This window comes from Neorhizobium galegae (assembly GCF_017877055.1).
GTDB lineage: Bacteria > Pseudomonadota > Alphaproteobacteria > Rhizobiales > Rhizobiaceae > Neorhizobium > Neorhizobium galegae_D.
Genome location: NZ_JAGIPG010000004.1, coordinates 336,078 through 355,213 on the forward strand (window position 1 = coordinate 336,078; position 19,136 = coordinate 355,213).

Here is a 19,136-nt window from a genome sequence, read left to right on the forward strand (position 1 = left end):
TCGAGGCTGTCGATGAACATATCGCCGCCAAATGACTTCCGTTCAAATGAAATATTCATATAAGGGACCTCCGGTTTAGATAGAATTTGTCTCGATCTAGTTTGCTGCAATCCCGAAGGTATCAAGGACTTCGGGAGTGATCGTTCCGGTGACCTTCAGCTTATAGTCGGTCTGCATCGCGATCAGCGCAGTTTTGCAGGCCTGCCCCACCTGACCGTCGATTAGACCGGAGTAGTAGCCGTAAGCCGTCAGCGCGGTTTGAACCTGCATCGTGATGCGTTTGAATTTGTCCGTATTGCCAGGAAGTGGCTTCAGCGGAACAGGCGCGGGTATTGTTGCCGGCGCGCTGAGAAGAGGGGCCGGATTTGCCGGTACGCTTGGCGTAACAGGTGCCGCGGGTACGGTCGGATAGACCGACCTTGCCGGCGGCGTGTATGATGGGGAAGGGGCAGTATAGGTTGGCGAACTCGAACCGCCGTAGCTGTAGCCACTACCACTGCTGGATCGATGGCTGGAGTGAGAGCTATGGGACCGATGGGAGCTGTGCGAGCGATGTCCCGCGAGCGTGAAGATATGGTTCAGACGAAGGCGCTCCAGAATAGAAGGAATAGGGCTCTTTGTAAGCCCTGCGTCCGCTATCGGCATTGCATCCGACTTTGTCGGCAGGAACCCCGCCGCCAAAAAGGACGGTATCAGAAATATCCGCGATTTCATATTGGCCCCAGCCCATTAAACCCCTCCTTGTGATCATACCACTGAAAAAAGCCACCACAAGTTTCGCGAGCACCGCAGCCGTCACAAAAATCGAGATATTTTCGTTTCCAGTCGGAAATCGTCGATGGCGCGTATCCGCGATAGTCCTGAGGAACCGAGCAGAGCGGGAAATTGTAAAGCCACGCTTTTAGACCGCGGGCGGTGACGATATCGATCGCGCGCGCGGCCTGTTCAAAATCCGCAGACGTGTCCTTGAAGGACGATGCCCAGTTCATCCGGCCATAGCCGATCCTTTCAAGCTGCATAATCGCCCAGACCGAGATAAACCCGAGGCGGGTCGCGATGAACTCCGCAACGCCGATCAGGTCCTCCCAATTCTGTTGCAAGACGACCGTTCGAAGTTCGACAGAGGCCCCCGCCCGCATCAGTGTCGCAAGCCCACGTTCAAGGCTGGCGAACGCCCCCTCCTTCCCAACGATCCTGTCATGGGTCTTAGGGTTAGCGGAATAGAGCGGCACACCCCAGAGGATGCGATCCGAACCGAGTGCGACAAGCCGTTCCGCGTCCTGGGGCTCGAAATGTTGCGCATTCGTCAGGATGTGAAAACGCAGGTCGGGCCGGCTGGCGCTGACGGCAAAAAGCATCTGAAACAGCCGTTCCTTGTGGAGCAATGGTTCACCGCCGGAGATGCCGATCACTGCATCGCGCGGGGCGAGCGAGGCCGCGATGGCAAGCTGGTCGAACAGGTCGAAATGGTACTTCTTTGGCGGCTGCGAACACATGACACATAGCTGGTCGCATTGCTCGGTGACCAAGAAGGTGTTGTGATTTGAATTCGCCCGAATGAGGCGATGCGCACTTGCCTGTCCGGGCAGAACCAGGAGCACGTCACCGTCCAAGCTTTCATGAGGCCGTGCATACACCGTAAACGAGAAACCATGATACTCGTATTCTCGCCGATCGCCGTCGATATCGAGAATGATGGCGTCGTGCTCGGTTCGATTGTCCACGGGTTGATCGAGCAGCCGCACGACCAGCGGCTCCACGATTGGTAAAGGATCGACCTTGAGGCGCAGATCGATCATCGATGGACCTTCGCGAACGAGGAGTCAAAGCGGGGTGCTCCGGACCAGATGGCGAGGGATTTGCCGACCTTGGGATCTTCCGAATAGATCAGAGAGAAAATCTTGTCGAAGATATAGGTGTGCCGCTGACAGAAGTCCGTCAGGTGTTTGGGAAGATCAATCCGCCCATAGCGGGACAGATCGTCGACAAGATCGACACCGCAGAATGCCTGGTAGGGACAGTGGACGCAGTCAGGATGAAAATTGTTCAGCGCTTCGGAATTCAGCATGTCGATCTTGTCGCGGTCTATTCCGCTGAATACGTCACCCATTGAAAGATCGAACTGGCCGACGCGGCTTACCATACGGGCTTCGTCAGTCGGGTAAAACTTGCCATCATGATCGATCACCACATAGCTGTAACCGATGATGTTCGGGTTGCGCAGGTCGGCATGATGATTGTGGCCCGAGCGCAGGACACGCCGCAGACAGTGCGTAAAATAATACTCCTCGAGAGGTGCATCTGCGTCCCAGTTGAAGTCGATCAGGGCGTCGATAAACGAGGAATGATATCGGTTCCAGGAAGAAGCACTCGATCGGGCATCGAACCGCTTGCGTGCGAATCCCTGGTGGTTCACCGGGCGCAAGTAGATCGACCTGATCCCGTAGCCGACGAAGGTGTCGATCACCGCGGTGGCAGGAGGCGGATTGGTAGGATTGATTGTGGGGAGTGCTGAGATTTTGTTCGGGCCTAACCGGTTCACGGCCGCATCAAAGTTATCGAAGAATGATGATGTCTTCTGTGCGTTCTTGGTCCGTTGGGCCTGGTGGGTAGCCCGGTCGGCATCGAGTGATGTGCTGGTGAACACATGGGGTTCTTCCAGAACCGCCCATGCTTCGGGGCTGACCTCCTGCAGGTTTGTGCAGATCACGAATTCGCAATGGTCGAACTTCGATCGGCAGAAAGCCTGTACATGCCTGATGACATCAAGTCGAAGCAGTGGTTCTCCGCCCTGGAACTCGATCTTGATCCTCTTCGTCGACAAGCCACCCAGAAATCGCAGGACCGCCTGCAGCGTCTCGCCGTTCCAGTCAAATCCAGGGGTGGTTTCGTTGACGCGGGAGACCTGGCAATAGCCGCATGAGAGATTGCATCTCAGCGTCGGGACAAGGATCACATAGTCCAGCTCCGCGGGAGAGTAGAGCCGGCTCGCAAATCGGTACTCGAAACCGGAATAGGCGAGGTCACCGACACCGTCGAAAGCGTGTCCGTTGACGTCTAGGAAGCGGTGGTCGGACTGGGTGAGGCTGTCGTCCACGTACCGTTCCAGGAAATCTTGGTCGGCCTTGAAATACCCGCCGGCATCGTCCGCGAACAGCAGGGCCCCGTCATCGGTCGGGCGGAATTTAAGGGGTACGATCTGCAAAACCCGTGACGCCTTCAATCAGCATTTTCCGCAAGGGCAGCGTTTCGGCGAATATCTTCTGACGGTAGATGCAAAACAGAAAATCTCTCGTAACGCCAGGATCGTCGGCTGCTTCACCCCGGAAGCTGACGGTGTTTCCGTCTATGTGCAGCGCGATCTGGGGATATAGGTATCGAAAGCGGAGAGCGGCGTCGGATAGCCAAGGCCGAAGGTGCTCATCGATTGATATCGGGGTACGAGGGTCTGTTACTTCCATTTTAAGGTACTCTGCCGGCTGCCACGTCGTGCAACGGAAACATAGATATCGCTGATCAACGAACGGCACAACGAAAAGAAGTCATCGGTACCTTCTTGCTATCTCAGATTTTCAGCAAGAGAGGCCAGGCAGCGATCTGACGATCCGATGTCGCGCCTTAAGAGTTCAACCCATTCGCCGTCATCGAAGCTGAAAAACTCAACAAAGCACTTGCCGGTTTCCGCCTCGGACCACTGGGCGGTCATCAGCCGGCTGGAAAGCTCGTATTTAAGAGTGAGGTTCAGATTGTCCTTGCCGCCTTTCGGCAGCTTGAACACTTCGCCGGTGCGTACATTGCCGACAAAAGCATTCGAGCAACTTGATCCGCAACCGATCTGAATAACTGCAAACTCGCCGGCGAAGGATGGCCCGGACGCCATTCCGTCAGCGATCTTGGCCTGGTGGGTCCTGAACGATGAGCTTTGACCGGTGAGGTCGGGAAGGTTGTTCGGGCCAGAATAGACACGAGGAACCGGCAATTGCGATGGCTTAATCCGCGCGAGCGAGATTTCCCGCTTTGCATCCATCGTCAGCGCGGCCGCTGGTTCCCAGGCAATCGAGCGGTATCCAACATCGAAAATAGATGTCGTCCCGCGAAGGCTCTTGAAATAAGCAGCGTCTGAAATCACCACTGACTGAAGGGTGGCAACTTTTGCGACATGCGCATAGGTCTCAGCTCCATATCGGCGCTGGAGATCGACAAGTGCGTCACGGCTGACTTTCGTGATGAAAGATGCGATGATCTGGGAGTTGGCAACTTCATAGAAGCTTGAGATTTCGACGCCACCGTCCGAGCTGCTGAGGACGGGTGCGCCACTGCCCGGAAGCGCGCCCGAACTGCCGAGCCGTTGCCTGATGGTGGCCAGATCAGTCAGTCCAAATTTGAAGTCCGAGAAATATGCCGGCTGCGGCTTACCTCGGCCGCTCCAACTGGCTTCCAGGCGGACGACCTTACCCGTCGATTTTTCGACAGCGCTCGATATGCTGATAGCAGGGCCGACATTGAACGTGGCGCTTGTATACTCGCCGTAGTCGTATTGCCACTCGGCGTTGCCGAGTTCATTTAGTTTCAGATGGTTTTCACCGATAGCGTAGCCCGCAATTGTCTGAGCCGAAACATTGACAGCGGCGCCAATCGCGAGCAAGGCAGCCAGCGGCACCAGTCGGGCCAAGTGCCAAATAAAATTTGGGCGCTCAGAAAGCATCACACATAGCCAATCCCGAAGCGTACTAATGCCCACTTCATTGAACGTCTGTAAATCTTTGGAGCCATACTAACAGATCTTCTTGTTCGAAAATGAGCGAATATTGCTATGAGGGCTCGTCTTGAGCACCTCGACTTTGGTCGGCGGCGCTAAGGGGATTCCTGGAACAAGAATTCCCATTCAGCGGCTTAAAATCTTTCGAGCATAGCCGGGTTAAAGCCTTGCCTATCAACTTGGCAGCTCGCCCTCTGGATCATGGAGGTCGTCATGGTCGGGAAAGAGCTTCTCTTGCTTCAGCTTTTCGGCGACCGCTTCCCTCGTTTGCAGGCTCTCAAGATGAGCGAGCCGATCCTTCGCCCATAAAAGCATTCGGTCATATTCGGTATTGGTACCAGGCGCCGCCGTTTGGGAGATAGTCATCCTCAGATCCGAGGCTTCACGCTGAAACTCGGCTAACTGCTTCAGAAACGAAACTCGCTTCGCTTCTCGCTCTACTCTGCCTTTCTGGAGTTTCCTGCGATGCTGGTGGTGTTCCCATTCTCGGTGGCGCCGCTCTCTCTCAAGTCGCTCCTCCCGCTCGTATGCGATCCGTGCCAAGATCCCGACTTTGATGCTGTCAAACACCCGTTCCAACGTTTGGTGTTTGCCATCTGACCATTTCCCGCGAAGATTCCCGCCCCAGCCGCTTATTTCCAGCGTCAGCTTACCCGAATGTTCGTAGTCATAATCGGGGATGGATGGCCATTGGCCCCACTCACGTGACCGCCTGGCATTCTCGAGCGCGCGAAGCTCGGCCGCTGTAGGCTCGTGTTTAGTTCGCGTTCTTTGCTCCTTGCAATAGATCCTCGTACTATCCGGGCCATCGAAGAATACCAACCGCTGGTCTTCTCGGCGGAGATCGATGCCCTCGTTTTGAAGGTCGGTGGCCAGATAGTGAAGAAATATTGCTAGCCTTTGCCGACTGCGGGGGTGAATTGCAGTTTCGCCGAGATTAAGCTCACCTGCGTGGTTCAGGGAGCTGCTTCGAAGGTCTCGATCGAACTCCTTGATTACTGGATGCATCTTCGCGACTGGCGCTAGAAAACGCTCGGGAGGCGGACTTGGCTCGGTCTTTGATACCTCGTGTTTCGCAGGGGCTGGACTGGGAGGCTTTCGGGGGAGTGGAGGGCCATTTCCATTTGACGCCGCCGCTGCTGTTGCAATGATTTTTGCTGCGTAAGCGCTTCTATTGGTTTGAGGACCGTCCAGATTGACTACCTGTAGCTCCTCGTTGTCAACAGGCAGTAAAGGCGTTACCTTCGGCGGCTTCCCCTCAGCCACTCCTGACCAATACCTCGGGGACGGAAAAGGGATGAGATGGTGTTGGCAAAGCCGGCTGAGGGCTTTCGAGCTAAGTCCCAGTTTTTCCGCGAGTTCATCGCCGGGGGCAGACCACACAAGCTCGTGAAACTCGCTGCGGATGTATAACCGCTTCATCTGAAATCACCTGAATATAGCCCGGAGAGATCGGGCATGACCGACGTAATCACTGAAACGGACCTAAGCGCCCCCACGGGCGGTGACCGTATTCGTCACCTTGCTGAGGGTTTCAGATCTATATGATTCGCATTCGCGACATGTGCAGCCATTCATCAGTCGGAAGTGACAGCCGACGTGATAACTCGGCATCCTCGAACCACGTGCGCAGTTCGAGAAGATCGTTCCTCACAAGGGCCCTAAAAATGATCTGCATCGGAACGGTCCCAGGATTTCTGCACCGGCATTGCTGTTTCGACCAAACGTGTCCAGTAGCCGACACCGTAGGGAATCGCCGCATCGTTGAAATCATAACCAGGGTCATGCAGCCCCGCCGTGCTGCCGTTTCCAAGGAGCGCAATATTTCCTGGCCGTTGTTCGAGCATGAAAGCGAAATCCTCAGAGCCCATGAGCTGCGAGTGGTCGGGATCGACGGAATCCTCTCCCATGACGGTACGGGCAACCTCCACAGCCAACGCTGTTTCTGCCGGATGATTGACGACTGCGGGATACAGGTTTCTGAATGTCACTGTCGCAGTCGCCCGGTAGGACGCTGCAATTCCCTCCGAAATATCGATGATACGTCGATGCATGGTGTCTCGCACCTCCGGCTCAAACCAGCGGGCCAAGCCACGCAGCTCGCTCGACCCGACAAACGTTCCTCCAGGCTTTCCGCCCTGCAACGATCCGAAGGAGATCACGCCGCTTTTGAGCGGGTGAACGTTGCGCGCAATGATGGTTTGCAGGGCAATGAGGATGTTGGCGGCGGGAAGCAGCGCGTCAATGCCGGCCTGAGGGCTGGCAGCATGGGCGCTCTTGCCATCGACCGTTATCTTGAAGCTCGCCACGGCAGCCCCAAACGGGCCGGTGCGGGTGGCAAAACGACCAACGTCCAGGCCCGGTTCGTTGTGAAGGGCGAATACCCTCTCGATCCCCCAGCGCGTCATCAAGCCATCGTCGCACATTGCTTTCGCGCCCGCCTGTCCTTCCTCCGCTGGCTGGAAGATCAGAACGGCGGTGCCATCGAAGTTGCGTGCTTCTGCCAGCGCCTTTGCAGCACCCAGCAACATCGCCGTGTGCCCGTCGTGCCCGCAAGCATGCATCCGGCCTTCCGTCGTGGACGCGTAGGAAAGTCCTGTCGTTTCGTGAATAGGAAGCGCATCCATGTCGGCGCGGAGGCCGATTACCCTGCCAGATGACGTGCTCTGGCCATGGACAACGCCGACAACGCCGCTTCTGCCAATACCCTCGGCTACTTCGTCACAGCCAAACGCACGGAGTTTTTCGGCCACGAAGGACGCCGTGCGGGGAAGCTCGTAACCCAATTCCGGGTGGGCGTGCAGATCGCGACGCCAAGCTATGATTTCGTTGTCATGTTGACCTGCGTTCACATCATTTGACATCGAACACCTCCGGCCTCAACTGCCCGACCTTCATAAGGTGTTGCAGCGTATATGAAACAGAAAGCGCATCATCGAGCGCGTCATGGCCCTGCAAAGGCGGATGCTGGACACTGTAGTAGTCTGCGAGCTTGTTGCTCGGCGTCTTCGCCAGATCCTCAACTGGCATCCCGGCCGCGAGCAGTAGCTTGACAGCATTGTCGAAACGATGGGCCGGGATTGGGGTCTGAATGCCGGCCACATAACAACTGATCGCCACCATGTTCAGCTCGTCCTTGCCCCATGACCAGAACTGCGCTCCGCCCGAAAAGCTATCTACCTGCGTTAGCGCATCCGGCAGTGCCACACCTTCGGCCTCGATATTCTCTTCGGTGATGCCTGTCAGCTTTGTGAAGAAGGGATCTAGCGCGTACCTATTGCCATATCGATCAGTCGGCTGGACATAGGCCTTGAAGGTATCGACAATTGGAAAATCGGCTTCGAGCCCAAGCTTTACAGCACCGATCTGAGCGATAACGGGATCAGGGTCATGGGCTGCACACCAGAACCTGCGTTGCGAGCCCTCAAGGCAAAGAAACTCGCAGTCAAATACGATCGCAGTTTTCATAAGCTCCTTCCTTCTCAGGCTTCAACGTTAGCCGCAACAGCTCGATCACCGCGCTGACCGAAGGCCCCCGGATTGCCGGCGGCTCCGCACGTTCACAAAACTCTCGCCAGACAGAAAAGGTCAGTTCAGCGCCATCTGTCGGCGTTTCTCCTGCTCCCTCTGCGAAGGTTTCAAGCAAACGATATCGCTCGTCCTTCCAGAACAGGGCCTCAACCCAATCATAGATTGGGATCACATGAAAATGAATTGGATAGCCGGGAGAGTGTCCATAGCGGCCGATATAGACCCGTTCGGCATGCAATTTCTGCTTCAACGCCTTCTGAGCTGCCGCCAGCAATGGTCCGAGTTCGCCAAGTGCCCTTTCCGACAGCTCCGACAGATCATTCGTGTCCGTCTTCGAGCTGATCATCAGATAGCCGGGAAGGGCAGAGTTCATCCTGTGGCTCACCAGCCATCCACCGGTTTCGGTGATATGAAAACGCTCTGGGATATCCAAGGTCCGCCTTCTCCGTCGCTTTCGCGATAGTGCCAAGTTTACTTCCGGTTTTGCGTTTGACTTCTTCGATGTCGCAGAAATCTGATTTTAGCAACACGTTAGCGAACTGTAGCTCGATGGCCAACGCTAAAGGCCCGTAGCTTTGGTCAGATGGTCCGGCCGCGGTCCGCCTCCGTTGCCGAAGCGAGTCCGGTACATAACGAGCCGCTCGAGAGCTCTAAGGCGCACCCGATTTCGCTCATCGCATGCTTGCATTCCAAAATACTCGGCACCAATGCAGACGGCGAGCGGAAATAGGAGTTGATTTTTAACAAAGGTTTATCGGGCGGCCAGCAGCATCGAGCAGACATGAGGACCACCGTACATCTGTCCCGAAGAACCACTGGCCTGCTTAGATCCGATCGGCTGGCACGTCTGCGTGCAGCCCGGAATTGACGTTGCTGGTCGTGCAACGCCGATCCGATGAATGATGCCTATGGCCGGCACAGCAAGTAAAAATACCATATCACCGCAAGATCAAAATATAGCGATGAAAGGCACAAGTAAAAAAGATCTGACATTTAGGCTTATACCATCGATAAGGGGTATTTATCGATGGCCAGCGGTGCGCTGGTGCAATCTATCCAGTGGCGAACCCGAACTCCGACATAGATTTCCTTTAGCAAATCATTTACCATAATTTCAATGGCTTACGATCTCGCGAAAATCAGCATGAGTGACTTGATGCGACCGGCTTTCGACGCCGCTACCGCACTCACGCGCCTCGACGAGCGCATCGCCCGCGCGCCGGTCGGGCAGGGCTTCCTCGAGCGGCAAAATTTTGCCGACGCCTGTGCCTCGCTTTGGATCGACGGCGAACTCGTGCATCTCGAGGATCTCGTCCTCCACGATGCCACCCGCGACATCCGCACGCCGACCCACGAACTCACCATCGCTTCCGATGAAGCCAACGATGTCGGAGAGCTGTTCCGGTGACGGCAGTCCTGTCGCAAGATTGAACGCGAGACCACCAGTACGCTTAGCAACCTTCAGCCAGTCTATACGCTTCAGTATATTCCGAACCTGTTCGGTGGCCTTGGTGGCGAGCGAACGGTTCTCGATCAAGTCGTGCACAATGCCCTCGATCAGTGCGATCTTGGCATCCTCGAATCCCTGAAACTGCCACCCGTTGTACCGGATCACCAACGTGTCTTTCCCCTGATCGGGGAACCGGGCGGCGATCATTTCCAGGACTGAGGATTTGCCAGCGCCCCAGTAGCCGTGGACACCGATTGTGATCGGGCGATCATCACTGCGGGTGATGAGATTTTTTATTACAGTCTTTGCGATCGCCTCATTGCGGAGTAGGTCGACTTTCGTTTCATGATCAGGAATGTATCCCAGATGTCTTTCATGCGCTGCTTCGCTCATGCAACCTTAGTCCACCACTTGGTTAAGTGCCGATCGTATAGGTTGATGATGTCATCAGTTCTTGAGCGGAACAAGATCCTAAGCGGTTTTGGTCAAAGTTATGCTATTCTTTAATCGTTGCCAGAGTTTAAGCTGCTGAGGTTATTTAAGATAGCCGTCAAATTTCGGGACAGATATGCGGGTCGTAAGTTCACATCCTTTCAAGAGCGCGATGCCAACTCGCCAAGATCGGCAAGACCGCGATGTAGGGACATGGCAGTGTCCAATTCCTGCCTGGTGTCATGTCCCTCGCGATACAGGTTTATGATGATCGCAGCGGCAAGCTCAGCCTCTGCGCTGTTCTTGGTCACATGGTGAGTTTCCAGCCAGTCTTTGAATGATTGGTCGATAACCGACAATTCGTTCGGACCGAATGACGTTTCTAAAAAAGCGCGCATACCCGTTCCCTTCTCGCGGCGCACATATGGGAAATCAGCCAGAAAGGGTCAAGTCTGCTGCTTTGGTGAGCTGAAATCGGTAGCGGTCTGTCGGATTAGAAGCTGATTTCATTGCGAAAAGACCTTGCTGCGACCATCTCACGCTATACATTGAGCACTGGGACGAACGTTTGCGACGTCGCAACGATTTAGAGTGGGCGCCGATGCAGAACGAAACGGGGACAACTTTCTCAGGGCAGGACGAAATTTCTCGAATGCTTGAGCGGGGGCTCTGGGACCAGTCCATGCTTGGCCCGCCTTCGGTTTGGCCTCCGTGCCTGAGATCCACTGTCGACATTATGCTGCCTTCCATGGCGCAGATCGTTTTGTTCTGGGGGCCGGACTTCGTCGCCCTGTACAACGCACCCTATGCACCGTCGATCGGACAACGGCACCCGAAGGCTTTCGGTCGCCCGGCACGAGAAAACTGGAGCGAGCTATGGGACGACCTCGAACCGCTCCTGCGTCAAGTCCTGGACAAAGGCGAGACGGTCGCCGCCAAGGACCGCCCATTTTATATCGAGCGGCACGGCTACCCGGAAACTGTCTATTTTGACATTTCTTATTCCCCGGTCCGCGATGAAAACGGGACGGTTTGCGGCGTCTTCTGCATTGTCAACGAGACCACGGATCGCGTCCGCGGCGATCGGGCGCTCCAGGCAAGCGAAGAACGGCTGCGGGCGGTAATATCGCAGTCGGCGGCCGGGATTGGCCAAGGGAGCCTCAATGGTGACATCCTGCACGTCAACAAGCGATTTTGCGAGATTGTTGGCTACGACGAACAGGAGCTGCTCGGCAAGAACATCCGCGACATCACCTATGCCGACGATATGCCCGAGCAAACCCGATTGTATCAGCGGCTTGCACAGACCGGCGAGAGCTTCGATCTCGAAAAGCGCTACGTCCGAAAAGATGGCAGTCTCGTCTGGGTGAACAACACCGTCTCACCGCTTCGAGACGATAGCGGTAGGATTCGCCAGGTTGCGGTCGTCTCGATCGATATAAGCGAACGCAAAAAAGGGCAGGAGGTCGAGCGCCAGCTGGCGTCCATCATTGCATCTTCCAATGATGCCATCCTAGGCATCGATCTCGATATGACTATCACGTCCTGGAACGCCTCGGCGGAGAGGCTCTACGGTTACAAGGCGGACGAGATCATCGGTCAGTCTGTACTGATCCTTGTGCCTGCTGATCGGATCGACGAGGAGCCGACGCTGTTGAACTGTGTCAGGGTCGGATCGACGGTGGAGCCCTACGAAACCAGACGCCGTCACAAAGATGGCCATCTCGTCGATGTTCTCCTCAGCGTGTCGCCAATCTACGACAGCGCCGGCAGGATTATCGGCGCATCCAAGATCGCTCACGATATTTCTGCGAAAAAGGAAGCGGATCGGCTTCAGGCAGTGCTAATTGGCGAGTTGCACCACCGGGTGAAGAATGTCTTTGCGACGGTCATGGCGATTGCCCGTCAGACCCTGGCAAAAGATGCTGAGGCCAGCGGTGCGGTTACCGCTTTCGAGGCGCGCCTTTCGGCCATGGCACATGCCCACGACCTTCTTGCAGAGGGGCATTGGCAGAGTGCCGATCTCAAGGCTGTGGTAGAGCAGGCTATCGCTCCATATCCTTCGGAGCGGTTTGATGTTTCTGGTGATCCCGTCTTGCTGCCGCAAAAGGTCGTTGCGTCACTCTCGCTTGCTCTCCATGAACTCGGCACAAATGCTGCCAAATATGGTGCACTCTCCAATGCGACAGGCAGAATTGCCATCAGCTGGAGCTACGCTGAAGAAACCGGAGATCTTCGCCTCGTTTGGAGGGAGATGGACGGACCGGAGGTTCTCCCTCCGACCCGCAAGGGCTTCGGGTCCCGCCTCGTCGAACGCTTGTTGGCCGCGGAGCTGAACGGCAAATCGACAATCGCCTATGATCCGTCCGGTGTGATTTGCGAGATCGAGGCGACGATAACGTCTTTGCCCTGACAAAAACCGGAACCAATTCCCCAACCGCGGCATTTGTTGCGGACATTACGATTAGGACCGCCATGCAAGAAAAGGATCAATATCGGACCGATGCCCGCAACGCTGGCGACCGTCTCGTCGCCGGACATGTAAGCGAGGATCCATTTGCGGCCGCGTTCAAGGCGACCCGGATGCCAATGATCGTCACCGATCCGAACCAGTCCGACAATCCGATCATCTTCTGCAACGAAGCCTTCCGAAGGCTCACGGGCTACAGAGATGACGAGATAATCGGGCGCAATTGCCGTTTTCTGCAGGGTCCAGAGACTGACAAAGCAACGATCGCGAGGATTCGGGAGGGCATCGCGGCCGGCCACGATGTTGCTGTCGATATTCTTAATTACCGAAAAGACGGCACTACGTTTTGGAATGCGGTATTCATCAGCCCCGTCCGGGACGAGGCAGGGACAATCATCTATTTCTTTGCGTCCCAGCTCGATTTCACAACGGTCAAAAGCCGGGAAGCAGACCTGGCGGCTGCGCGCCATGAGGCGGAGGCGGAGGTGGCAAAAAACACCGCCACCCTTAAGGCGGCACTGGAGGCGCGCACGCTGCTGGTCCACGAGGTGGACCATCGGGTGAAAAATAACCTGCTGACTATGGCTTCCATCGTAAAAATGCAGGCACGCATCACCACCGATTATCGGCAAAGGCAGACACTCATGTCGGTCCTCAACCGAATAGAGGCCCTCAGTACAGTTCAGCGAAAGCTGTTCACGCTTGACGACGTGTCGAAGTTCGATATCTCAGAGTTCACAAAGGAATTGGTGACAGATCTTGTCGATGCCACTGGCCGCAACGACATCCGTCTGTCTTTGGATCTTTCGCCGCTGCTCGTGCCCGCTGTCAAAGCCACGCCTTTGTCGCTGATCGTCAATGAGTTGGTCGGCGATGCAGTTCGACGCGGCCTCATGGACGGCGGCGGCGACATCCATGTGGTGGTCAAACGCCTCAACGGTCACTTTCTGATCCGTGTCGAGGACACATCCGAACCAGTTGAGCCTGATATTGAAAGCACCGAGCTCGGACGCATGTTGATCGAGGCGTCTGCTTTGCAGCTCGGCGCCGAAATCGAACGGAAACAGGATGGCCGCAAGACGGTTGTCGACGTGGTGCTACTTGTCGGCGACAAACAGGAGAATACGCATTGAAAGTGATGATCGTCGAAGACGAAATGCTGCTCGCCATGGAGCTTGAAAGTGAGGTGGAGATGGCGGGCCATCAGGTCACAGGACTTGCCATGAGCAGCAGCCAGGCGCGTGAGCAGATCTGCACTTCGAAGCCGGATTTCGCATTCGTCGATATCCACCTCATGGATGGCCCGACCGGGATCGACGTGGGTCGCGAACTAGCAGCTGCGGGCATCCCCTATGTCTTCGTGAGCGGCAATATCAAGAAGATCCCGGAAGGGTTTGCCGGCGCACTCGGTGCAATCGAAAAGCCCTACACGATGAACGGAATGAAAAATGCCCTGACTTACATTTCCGCAATCGTCGGAGGCGACGAGAGTGGGTCGCCGCCCGCAAGTCTGGTTCTGGCGGATGACGCGAATGCAGGGCGGTTTGGCTAAGACCCAAGGAGGAGCGTCGGCCAACACGGAGCGAAAATGGGAGGAATTGATGAGTGACAACCAGAACATTTTGAAAGAGGTCAAACCGAGTCTGCACGCGTTGATCGATGAGCTCGTCGCTAAAGGTGCCGAGAGATCCGCGGTGATCTACATGATCGAGAAGGAATCTGCCCAGCTTCGTGATACGATGAAAGAGATCCCAGATCACCAGATCGCCGAGCCCTCAAACGATTGGCCGTCGGCGATCAAAGCCCAGTAAGTCTTGTCTTGCTTGCCTTCAAGGTAATGATCGCATCGGGCATCATGGTGGGCGGTTGCGATTGCAGAGTTGCTAGCATCGGCATCCTCGGCTTGACGGTCTCGCTCAGCGTAGGACGTCATCGTGTTAGATCATTTCGCGTATCGCGTGAATCACGCGTGACGGATCATAGGGCTTAGTGAAAAAGCGGCCGACGAACGGAAGGGTATCATCGCTCATGTGGCGATGACCCGATGACCCGATGATCTTGACTGGTGGCCATCGATCTCGAACCGCGGCCGCAAGTTTCAAGCCATCCATGCTGCCAGGCATATCGATATCGGTGAACATCAGACGAACCTCCGGATGTGCGTCGAGCAGGCTGATGGCGTCGTCAGCGTTCGATGCTTCCAGCACCTGAAAACCTTCGTCCTCTAGCAATAGCGCAATATCCATCCGAACGAGAGCCTCGTCCTCCACGACAAGGACCGTTATACCGTTGCCGCCCATCCCCAACGCTCCATCATGATTTACAGGCAGATAAATTGGTCCAAGAGCATGATAACGTCTCTCGTACGAATATGATCCGCCAGGTTCGGGAATGTCTTCAGTAAGTGTTTAAACCTTCCGATAACGGATACCGTATCAAACAGCTTCCGCCGACTGCCGCACAAGTCTTGCTAGCGGACCCGCGGCGTGGCATCGAAACCCATTGCGATCGAACGTGATCGTCGGCGCTGCCCCCAAGAGCGAGGCGAGAGCCGAGCGAACATATTTTGTGCCGTAGCCCTGCCGCGTCGGTTGAACGACTTTGGGGCCGCCCGATTCGATCCAGTTCATTGAAAACACGGGCGGATCTTCCTCCGAAACGGACCAGGCAATGTTGACGCTGCCGTCGCCTTGAGACAGTGCGCCGTACTTGATGGCATTCGTCGTCAGTTCGTGGAGGCAAAGGGCGATGGTTGTCGCAGTGATCCGTCCGACAAGGAGGTCCGGGCCGGCAATATTGATCCGAGTCAAGCTCTCACCGTTATAGGGTGCGACGGTTACCGCGATCACGGATAACAGTGAGATTTCGTCTCCGCCTGCTTCGAACACTGCGGTGTGGACGTCGGACAGAGCACGAAGCCGGCCTGTGAAATCTGCCGCAAGCTCATCAACCGTAGACGCGCCGCGTCGCGTCATTTGAAAGATCGAGGTGACGCTGGCAAGAATGTTCTTAATCCGATGATTGAGCTCCAGCCGCAGCTCGACCTCGCGCTCAATGGCATCGCGCACCTGTTTCTGGCGCAATCGGACGAGCAGATTGGTCTGGATGCTATTGGCCAACTCCAGTCGCGCGACTGGGCGTGTATAGAATTGGAGGCGGGCGCTGGGCCAGGCGTTTTGAAGCTGAGTGCGGATCTGTGCAACGGGAGCCGCGCGCTCAAGCAGGACCAGGATTGGCACTTCGGACCAATCAGGCTGGCCGGCGAGATGATCGCCAATGGTTGCGACGACGGGCGGGCTCAGCGCCTCATGGGTGATGAGGATGACGCCCGGCAAAAGCGCTAAATTTTCAGCTAGGTCCTCGCCAGCCTGGCCACGGCGGACTGCGATGTTCTGCTCCAGCAAGGACGCCTCGATGTAGTCGGCGTCTTTGCGAAACGGGGCAAGTATGAGCACCCAATCAAGTTCACTCGGTGTTTCATTCATTTCGGGTCAGGAAGAGGGTTATAGGAAACGACGCTGACGCTGCCGCTTTCTATCAGCAGTTCCTGAATGTTGAGGTCATGGGGACCGTGGCGCTTTTTGACGACGGTGATGTTACGGCGCAGCCGACCCTCATGCTCCATGATCCGCAGCAGGAGCACGGTGTCGCCCAGAAAGCTGACATCTACGTCGATGCCGACATTCTGACCGATCAGGCCGTGCTGAGCGACAATCAGCATCGTCAGCACGCCCGAACGAGCCAGGAATTTGAGAAGGGATTGGATGTCGCGGACCGCCTTTTCCCGATGCGGTAGCGAGTTCAGATAGCCGGTCAGGCTATCGATGACGACGACGCGGACTTTGTTTTGCGTCACCGCGTCCTGGACGATTTGACCAAATTCACCCGGTGAGATTTCGTTCGGATTGAAATCCCGCAGGATGAGCTTTCCATCCTTATGGAACTGCCGAAGCTGCATTCCCAGGCCTTCCGACCGGCGGAAGAACGTTTCCAGCCTCTCTTCGAACAAGAATAGCGCAACGTTCTCGCCGCGGTCGAGTGCTGCGGTCGCATAGAGTGACGACATAGTCGACTTGCCAGTGCCCGACTGTCCGATGACCAGCGTCGTAGTTCCAGCCTCCTGGCCGCCGCCAAACATGTCGTCGAGCGCTGCAACACCTGATTTGATCAGTTCCGGCTTGGTGGCCTCAGATGCAGTGTTGGGCATAATACGAGGAAAAACGATGACCCCTTCACCTTCCCGGATTGCCATGTCGTGATAACCATCGGCAACGGGGACACCGCGCATCTTGGAAACTTCCACACGACGCCGCACAGCGCCGTACTCCTCCAGTGACTTGTCGAAACGGATGACCCCATGAGCAAGCCCCTCTACTTCCTCGCCACTGCGGTCATAGCCGGTTGTCTGGGTGTCAAGAAGAAGTGCGACGACGTTGCGCTTGGCAAGAAAGGACTTGAAACCGATCAGTTCGCGACGAAACCTTGGGGAGTCACCGGTGATCAGGCGGATTTCGAGGAGGGAGTCGTAAACAAGGCGCCGCGGCTTGTGTTCTTCGATCGCTGCCTCGATCGCCTTTCGCGTCTCGTCGAGCCTGAGGTCTGCGGTCAGAAATATGCTCTGGTCATCGGCTTCGCTGACCGAGCCGGATGTCGATAGTTCTTCGACCCGAATGCCGTCGAGTGTCCAGCCGTGTGAGACAGCAATGGCTTCAAGCTCTGCCGCCGTCTGCGACAGTGTCACGTAAATGCAGCTCTCTCCCGCTTCCACCCCGGCGCGAAGGAACTGTAGCGCTGCTGTCGTCTTTCCGGAGCCCGGAGCGCCTTGCAGCATATAGAGATTGGATGCCGGCAGACCACCACGCAGAATTTCGTTCAATCCGGAGATGCCTGTGCTGACAACCGCTGGCGCTTTTCGTTTCGGCATAACTCATCTTTCAAAACTGTTAGCGTGATCCGGGCCGGAGCGCGCGCATCATCGTCGTTGAAAGATGCCTTCTCGTTATATTTAGGTTTCTCGAAACATCAATGACAGGCTGGTAGTGGTGAAGCCGCAGACCTGCCTAAAGGGAGTGTTACAGCTTTACAGCAGGCTCGCTCTCATCGCGGCGGACGAACCTCGTCCTCGCGCTCATCGTTCTTGTCCAACGTCTTCAGCGCCTCAATGATGTCGTCATAGGAACATCCGCCACGAGATTGCTTTCTTACCTGCCGCGAATCCTCTCACATTCGCCAAATGGTGTGGAGCTTGTCCAGAGCTGCTACCAAACGTTGTTGGACTGCAACATCCTCTCCGCTGACGACCGTTATGATGTCGCGCATCGCGCCGCGCATGCCGTGAAGCTGGTCGACAAGATCCATGACAATATCAACTCCGGCTTCGTTGACGCCCATGCCGTGCGTCAGATCTAAGATCAGCCGGGCGCGAGCTAGATCTGCATCCCGGAAGCGGCGTTGGTGCTCGGCGATCTGCGGCGCCAGCCAACCTTCCCGGATCCACAGTTCGAGCTCGGTTACTTCGATTTTGAGGCGAAGACAGAATTCATGATCGTCCATGGTCAGCCCTCCATGCCCTTTCTCGGATTTTGTGTCGTTCCAGAAGCCCAGCGTTTGATGAAGCTGGTCAGATCTTCGTCCGGACGGTCGGGCAACACGACCTTCACAGTCACATAGACGTCACCGGCGCTGCCATTTCCGCGCGGCACACCCTTGCCCTTGATACGCAAGACCTTGCCGCTGCTGGAATTGGAGGGGAGGGCTAGGTCGATTGGGCCGGAGGGAGTGGGCACGCGCACCTTGCCGCCAAGCACGGCCTCGCTCAGCGTGATTGGCAGTTCGAGGCGGATGTCGTCACCGTCGCGCGTGAAAAAGCGGTGAGGCCGCACCCTGATAACGATCAGCGCGTCGCCGGCGGCACCGCCCCCGAACCCGGGTTCGCCTTTGCCCCGCAGCCGCAGCGTTTGGCCATCACGTGTCCCGGGGGGAACCTGCACTTCGATAGCCGGACCCTCGGGTAGCTTGACCTGGGTTTTTGTGCCCTTCACCGCATCGAGAAGATCGATCTCCATCGAGAAATGACGGTCTCGTCCCGGCGCGCGGAAAGCGGATCTGCCGCCGGCGCTGGCGCGGCGCGAGAAAAAGCTTGCAAACAGATCGTCCGCATCGCCAAAATCGGCAAAGCCGCCAGAATTGTGATAAGGCTCACCTGGTCCGCTTGCTGAGGCGTAGTCACGATAGAAGTTACGGGGCGCCTGTTCGGCACCCGTCATATCGATCTCACCGTGGTCGAAGCGGGCGCGCTTCTCTTCATCGCTCAAAAGCTCGTAGGCGGCGGAAATCTCCTTGAACTTGGCCTCGGCATTTTTATCGCCGGGGTTCAAGTCGGGATGCAGCTTCTTGGCCAGCTTGCGGAACGCGCTCTGGATTTCCTTTTGCGGCGCATCCCGTTTCACGCCCAGAATCTCGTATGGATCTCGGCTCATACATATCTCCTGTCA

At 56.2% G+C, this 19,136-nt stretch carries 18 protein-coding genes and 2 pseudogenes; 5 read left to right on the top strand and 15 right to left on the bottom strand.

Translation table 11 applies throughout. The annotated features are described in order from the left end of the window. Positions 1 to 96 precede the first annotated feature (96 nt). The 8 genes from hxsA to J2857_RS24940 form a co-directional block, all read right to left on the bottom strand. Positions 97 to 714: a His-Xaa-Ser repeat protein HxsA gene (hxsA, locus tag J2857_RS24905; RefSeq protein ID WP_046605906.1), complete on the bottom strand. Its 618-nt coding sequence runs from the start codon at positions 712 to 714 to the stop codon at positions 97 to 99. Further along, positions 711 to 1,799, bottom strand: a complete 1,089-nt coding sequence (hxsC, locus tag J2857_RS24910) for a His-Xaa-Ser system radical SAM maturase HxsC (protein WP_210012777.1) — start codon at positions 1,797 to 1,799, stop codon at positions 711 to 713. Before hxsC ends, hxsA begins: the two co-directional genes overlap by 4 nt. Then, entirely contained in the window at positions 1,796 to 3,205 is a 1,410-nt protein-coding gene (gene hxsB / locus J2857_RS24915; protein WP_210012778.1) for a His-Xaa-Ser system radical SAM maturase HxsB, read from the bottom strand. The genes hxsC and hxsB overlap by 4 nt, the downstream gene beginning before the upstream one ends. 354 nt (positions 3,206 to 3,559) lie before the next feature. Beyond that, the gene (locus J2857_RS24920) at positions 3,560 to 4,705 is read right to left on the bottom strand and encodes a hypothetical protein (protein ID WP_210012779.1); all 1,146 of its coding nucleotides are present in this window, start codon (positions 4,703 to 4,705) and stop codon (positions 3,560 to 3,562) included. Positions 4,706 to 4,933: 228 nt separating this feature from the next. Further along, positions 4,934 to 5,581: a hypothetical protein gene (locus tag J2857_RS24925; protein WP_210012780.1), complete on the bottom strand. Its 648-nt coding sequence runs from the start codon at positions 5,579 to 5,581 to the stop codon at positions 4,934 to 4,936. 839 nt (positions 5,582 to 6,420) lie between these two features. Further along, on the bottom strand, positions 6,421 to 7,623 hold the full coding sequence (locus J2857_RS24930; RefSeq protein ID WP_210012781.1) for a M20 aminoacylase family protein: 1,203 nt from the start codon (positions 7,621 to 7,623) through the stop codon (positions 6,421 to 6,423). Continuing rightward, a complete protein-coding gene (locus J2857_RS24935; RefSeq protein ID WP_210012782.1) occupies positions 7,613 to 8,227 on the bottom strand; it encodes a 3'-5' exonuclease in 615 nt (204 codons plus the stop codon). The genes J2857_RS24930 and J2857_RS24935 overlap by 11 nt, the downstream gene beginning before the upstream one ends. Beyond that, the gene (locus J2857_RS24940; protein WP_210012783.1) at positions 8,205 to 8,723 is read right to left on the bottom strand and encodes an HIT family protein; all 519 of its coding nucleotides are present in this window, start codon (positions 8,721 to 8,723) and stop codon (positions 8,205 to 8,207) included. The genes J2857_RS24935 and J2857_RS24940 overlap by 23 nt, the downstream gene beginning before the upstream one ends. Positions 8,724 to 9,398: 675 nt before the next feature. Here J2857_RS24940 and J2857_RS31055 point away from each other — a divergent pair. Then, a pseudogene (locus tag J2857_RS31055) lies at positions 9,399 to 9,665 on the top strand (RHE_PE00001 family protein); the annotation flags it as partial. Between the two features lie 45 nt (positions 9,666 to 9,710). On the opposite strand, the pseudogene J2857_RS24945 reads toward J2857_RS31055, so the two are convergent. Next, a pseudogene (locus J2857_RS24945) lies at positions 9,711 to 10,133 on the bottom strand (KAP family P-loop NTPase fold protein); the annotation flags it as partial. Positions 10,134 to 10,333: 200 nt separating this feature from the next. After that, positions 10,334 to 10,570, bottom strand: a complete 237-nt coding sequence (locus tag J2857_RS24950) for a hypothetical protein (protein WP_112445734.1) — start codon at positions 10,568 to 10,570, stop codon at positions 10,334 to 10,336. A gap of 254 nt (positions 10,571 to 10,824) precedes the next feature. Between J2857_RS24950 and J2857_RS24955 the strand changes: the two genes are divergently transcribed. The 4 genes from J2857_RS24955 (at position 10,825) to J2857_RS24970 (ending at position 14,453) form a co-directional block, all read left to right on the top strand. After that, positions 10,825 to 12,585 (top strand): PAS domain-containing sensor histidine kinase, encoded by a 1,761-nt coding sequence (locus tag J2857_RS24955; protein WP_210013042.1) that lies wholly within the window; start codon positions 10,825 to 10,827, stop codon positions 12,583 to 12,585. A gap of 62 nt (positions 12,586 to 12,647) precedes the next feature. Continuing rightward, positions 12,648 to 13,775, top strand: a complete 1,128-nt coding sequence (locus J2857_RS24960; RefSeq protein WP_210012784.1) for a PAS domain-containing protein — start codon at positions 12,648 to 12,650, stop codon at positions 13,773 to 13,775. Next, the gene (locus J2857_RS24965) at positions 13,772 to 14,194 is read left to right on the top strand and encodes a response regulator (protein ID WP_210012785.1); all 423 of its coding nucleotides are present in this window, start codon (positions 13,772 to 13,774) and stop codon (positions 14,192 to 14,194) included. The genes J2857_RS24960 and J2857_RS24965 overlap by 4 nt, the downstream gene beginning before the upstream one ends. A 49-nt stretch (positions 14,195 to 14,243) precedes the next feature. Continuing rightward, positions 14,244 to 14,453 carry a hypothetical protein gene (locus J2857_RS24970; RefSeq protein ID WP_210012786.1) on the top strand — a complete coding sequence of 70 codons (210 nt, stop codon included), beginning with the start codon at positions 14,244 to 14,246 and terminating at the stop codon, positions 14,451 to 14,453. A gap of 126 nt (positions 14,454 to 14,579) precedes the next feature. Here the strand turns inward: J2857_RS24970 and J2857_RS24975 are convergent, their stop codons facing one another. From J2857_RS24975 to J2857_RS24995, 5 genes are all read right to left on the bottom strand, one after another. Beyond that, the gene (locus J2857_RS24975; RefSeq protein WP_210012787.1) at positions 14,580 to 14,942 is read right to left on the bottom strand and encodes a response regulator; all 363 of its coding nucleotides are present in this window, start codon (positions 14,940 to 14,942) and stop codon (positions 14,580 to 14,582) included. A gap of 135 nt (positions 14,943 to 15,077) precedes the next feature. Next, positions 15,078 to 16,127 (bottom strand): sensor histidine kinase, encoded by a 1,050-nt coding sequence (locus J2857_RS24980; RefSeq protein ID WP_210012788.1) that lies wholly within the window; start codon positions 16,125 to 16,127, stop codon positions 15,078 to 15,080. Continuing rightward, positions 16,124 to 17,566, bottom strand: coding sequence for an ATPase domain-containing protein (locus tag J2857_RS24985; protein ID WP_210012789.1), 1,443 nt, complete (start codon positions 17,564 to 17,566; stop codon positions 16,124 to 16,126). The genes J2857_RS24980 and J2857_RS24985 overlap by 4 nt, the downstream gene beginning before the upstream one ends. A 296-nt stretch (positions 17,567 to 17,862) precedes the next feature. Further along, complete coding sequence (locus tag J2857_RS24990; RefSeq protein WP_210012790.1) at positions 17,863 to 18,195, bottom strand: chaperone modulator CbpM; 333 nt, start codon at positions 18,193 to 18,195, stop codon at positions 17,863 to 17,865. A gap of 2 nt (positions 18,196 to 18,197) precedes the next feature. Further along, positions 18,198 to 19,121 carry a DnaJ C-terminal domain-containing protein gene (locus J2857_RS24995; RefSeq protein ID WP_210012791.1) on the bottom strand — a complete coding sequence of 308 codons (924 nt, stop codon included), beginning with the start codon at positions 19,119 to 19,121 and terminating at the stop codon, positions 18,198 to 18,200. Positions 19,122 to 19,136: the final 15 nt, after the last annotated feature.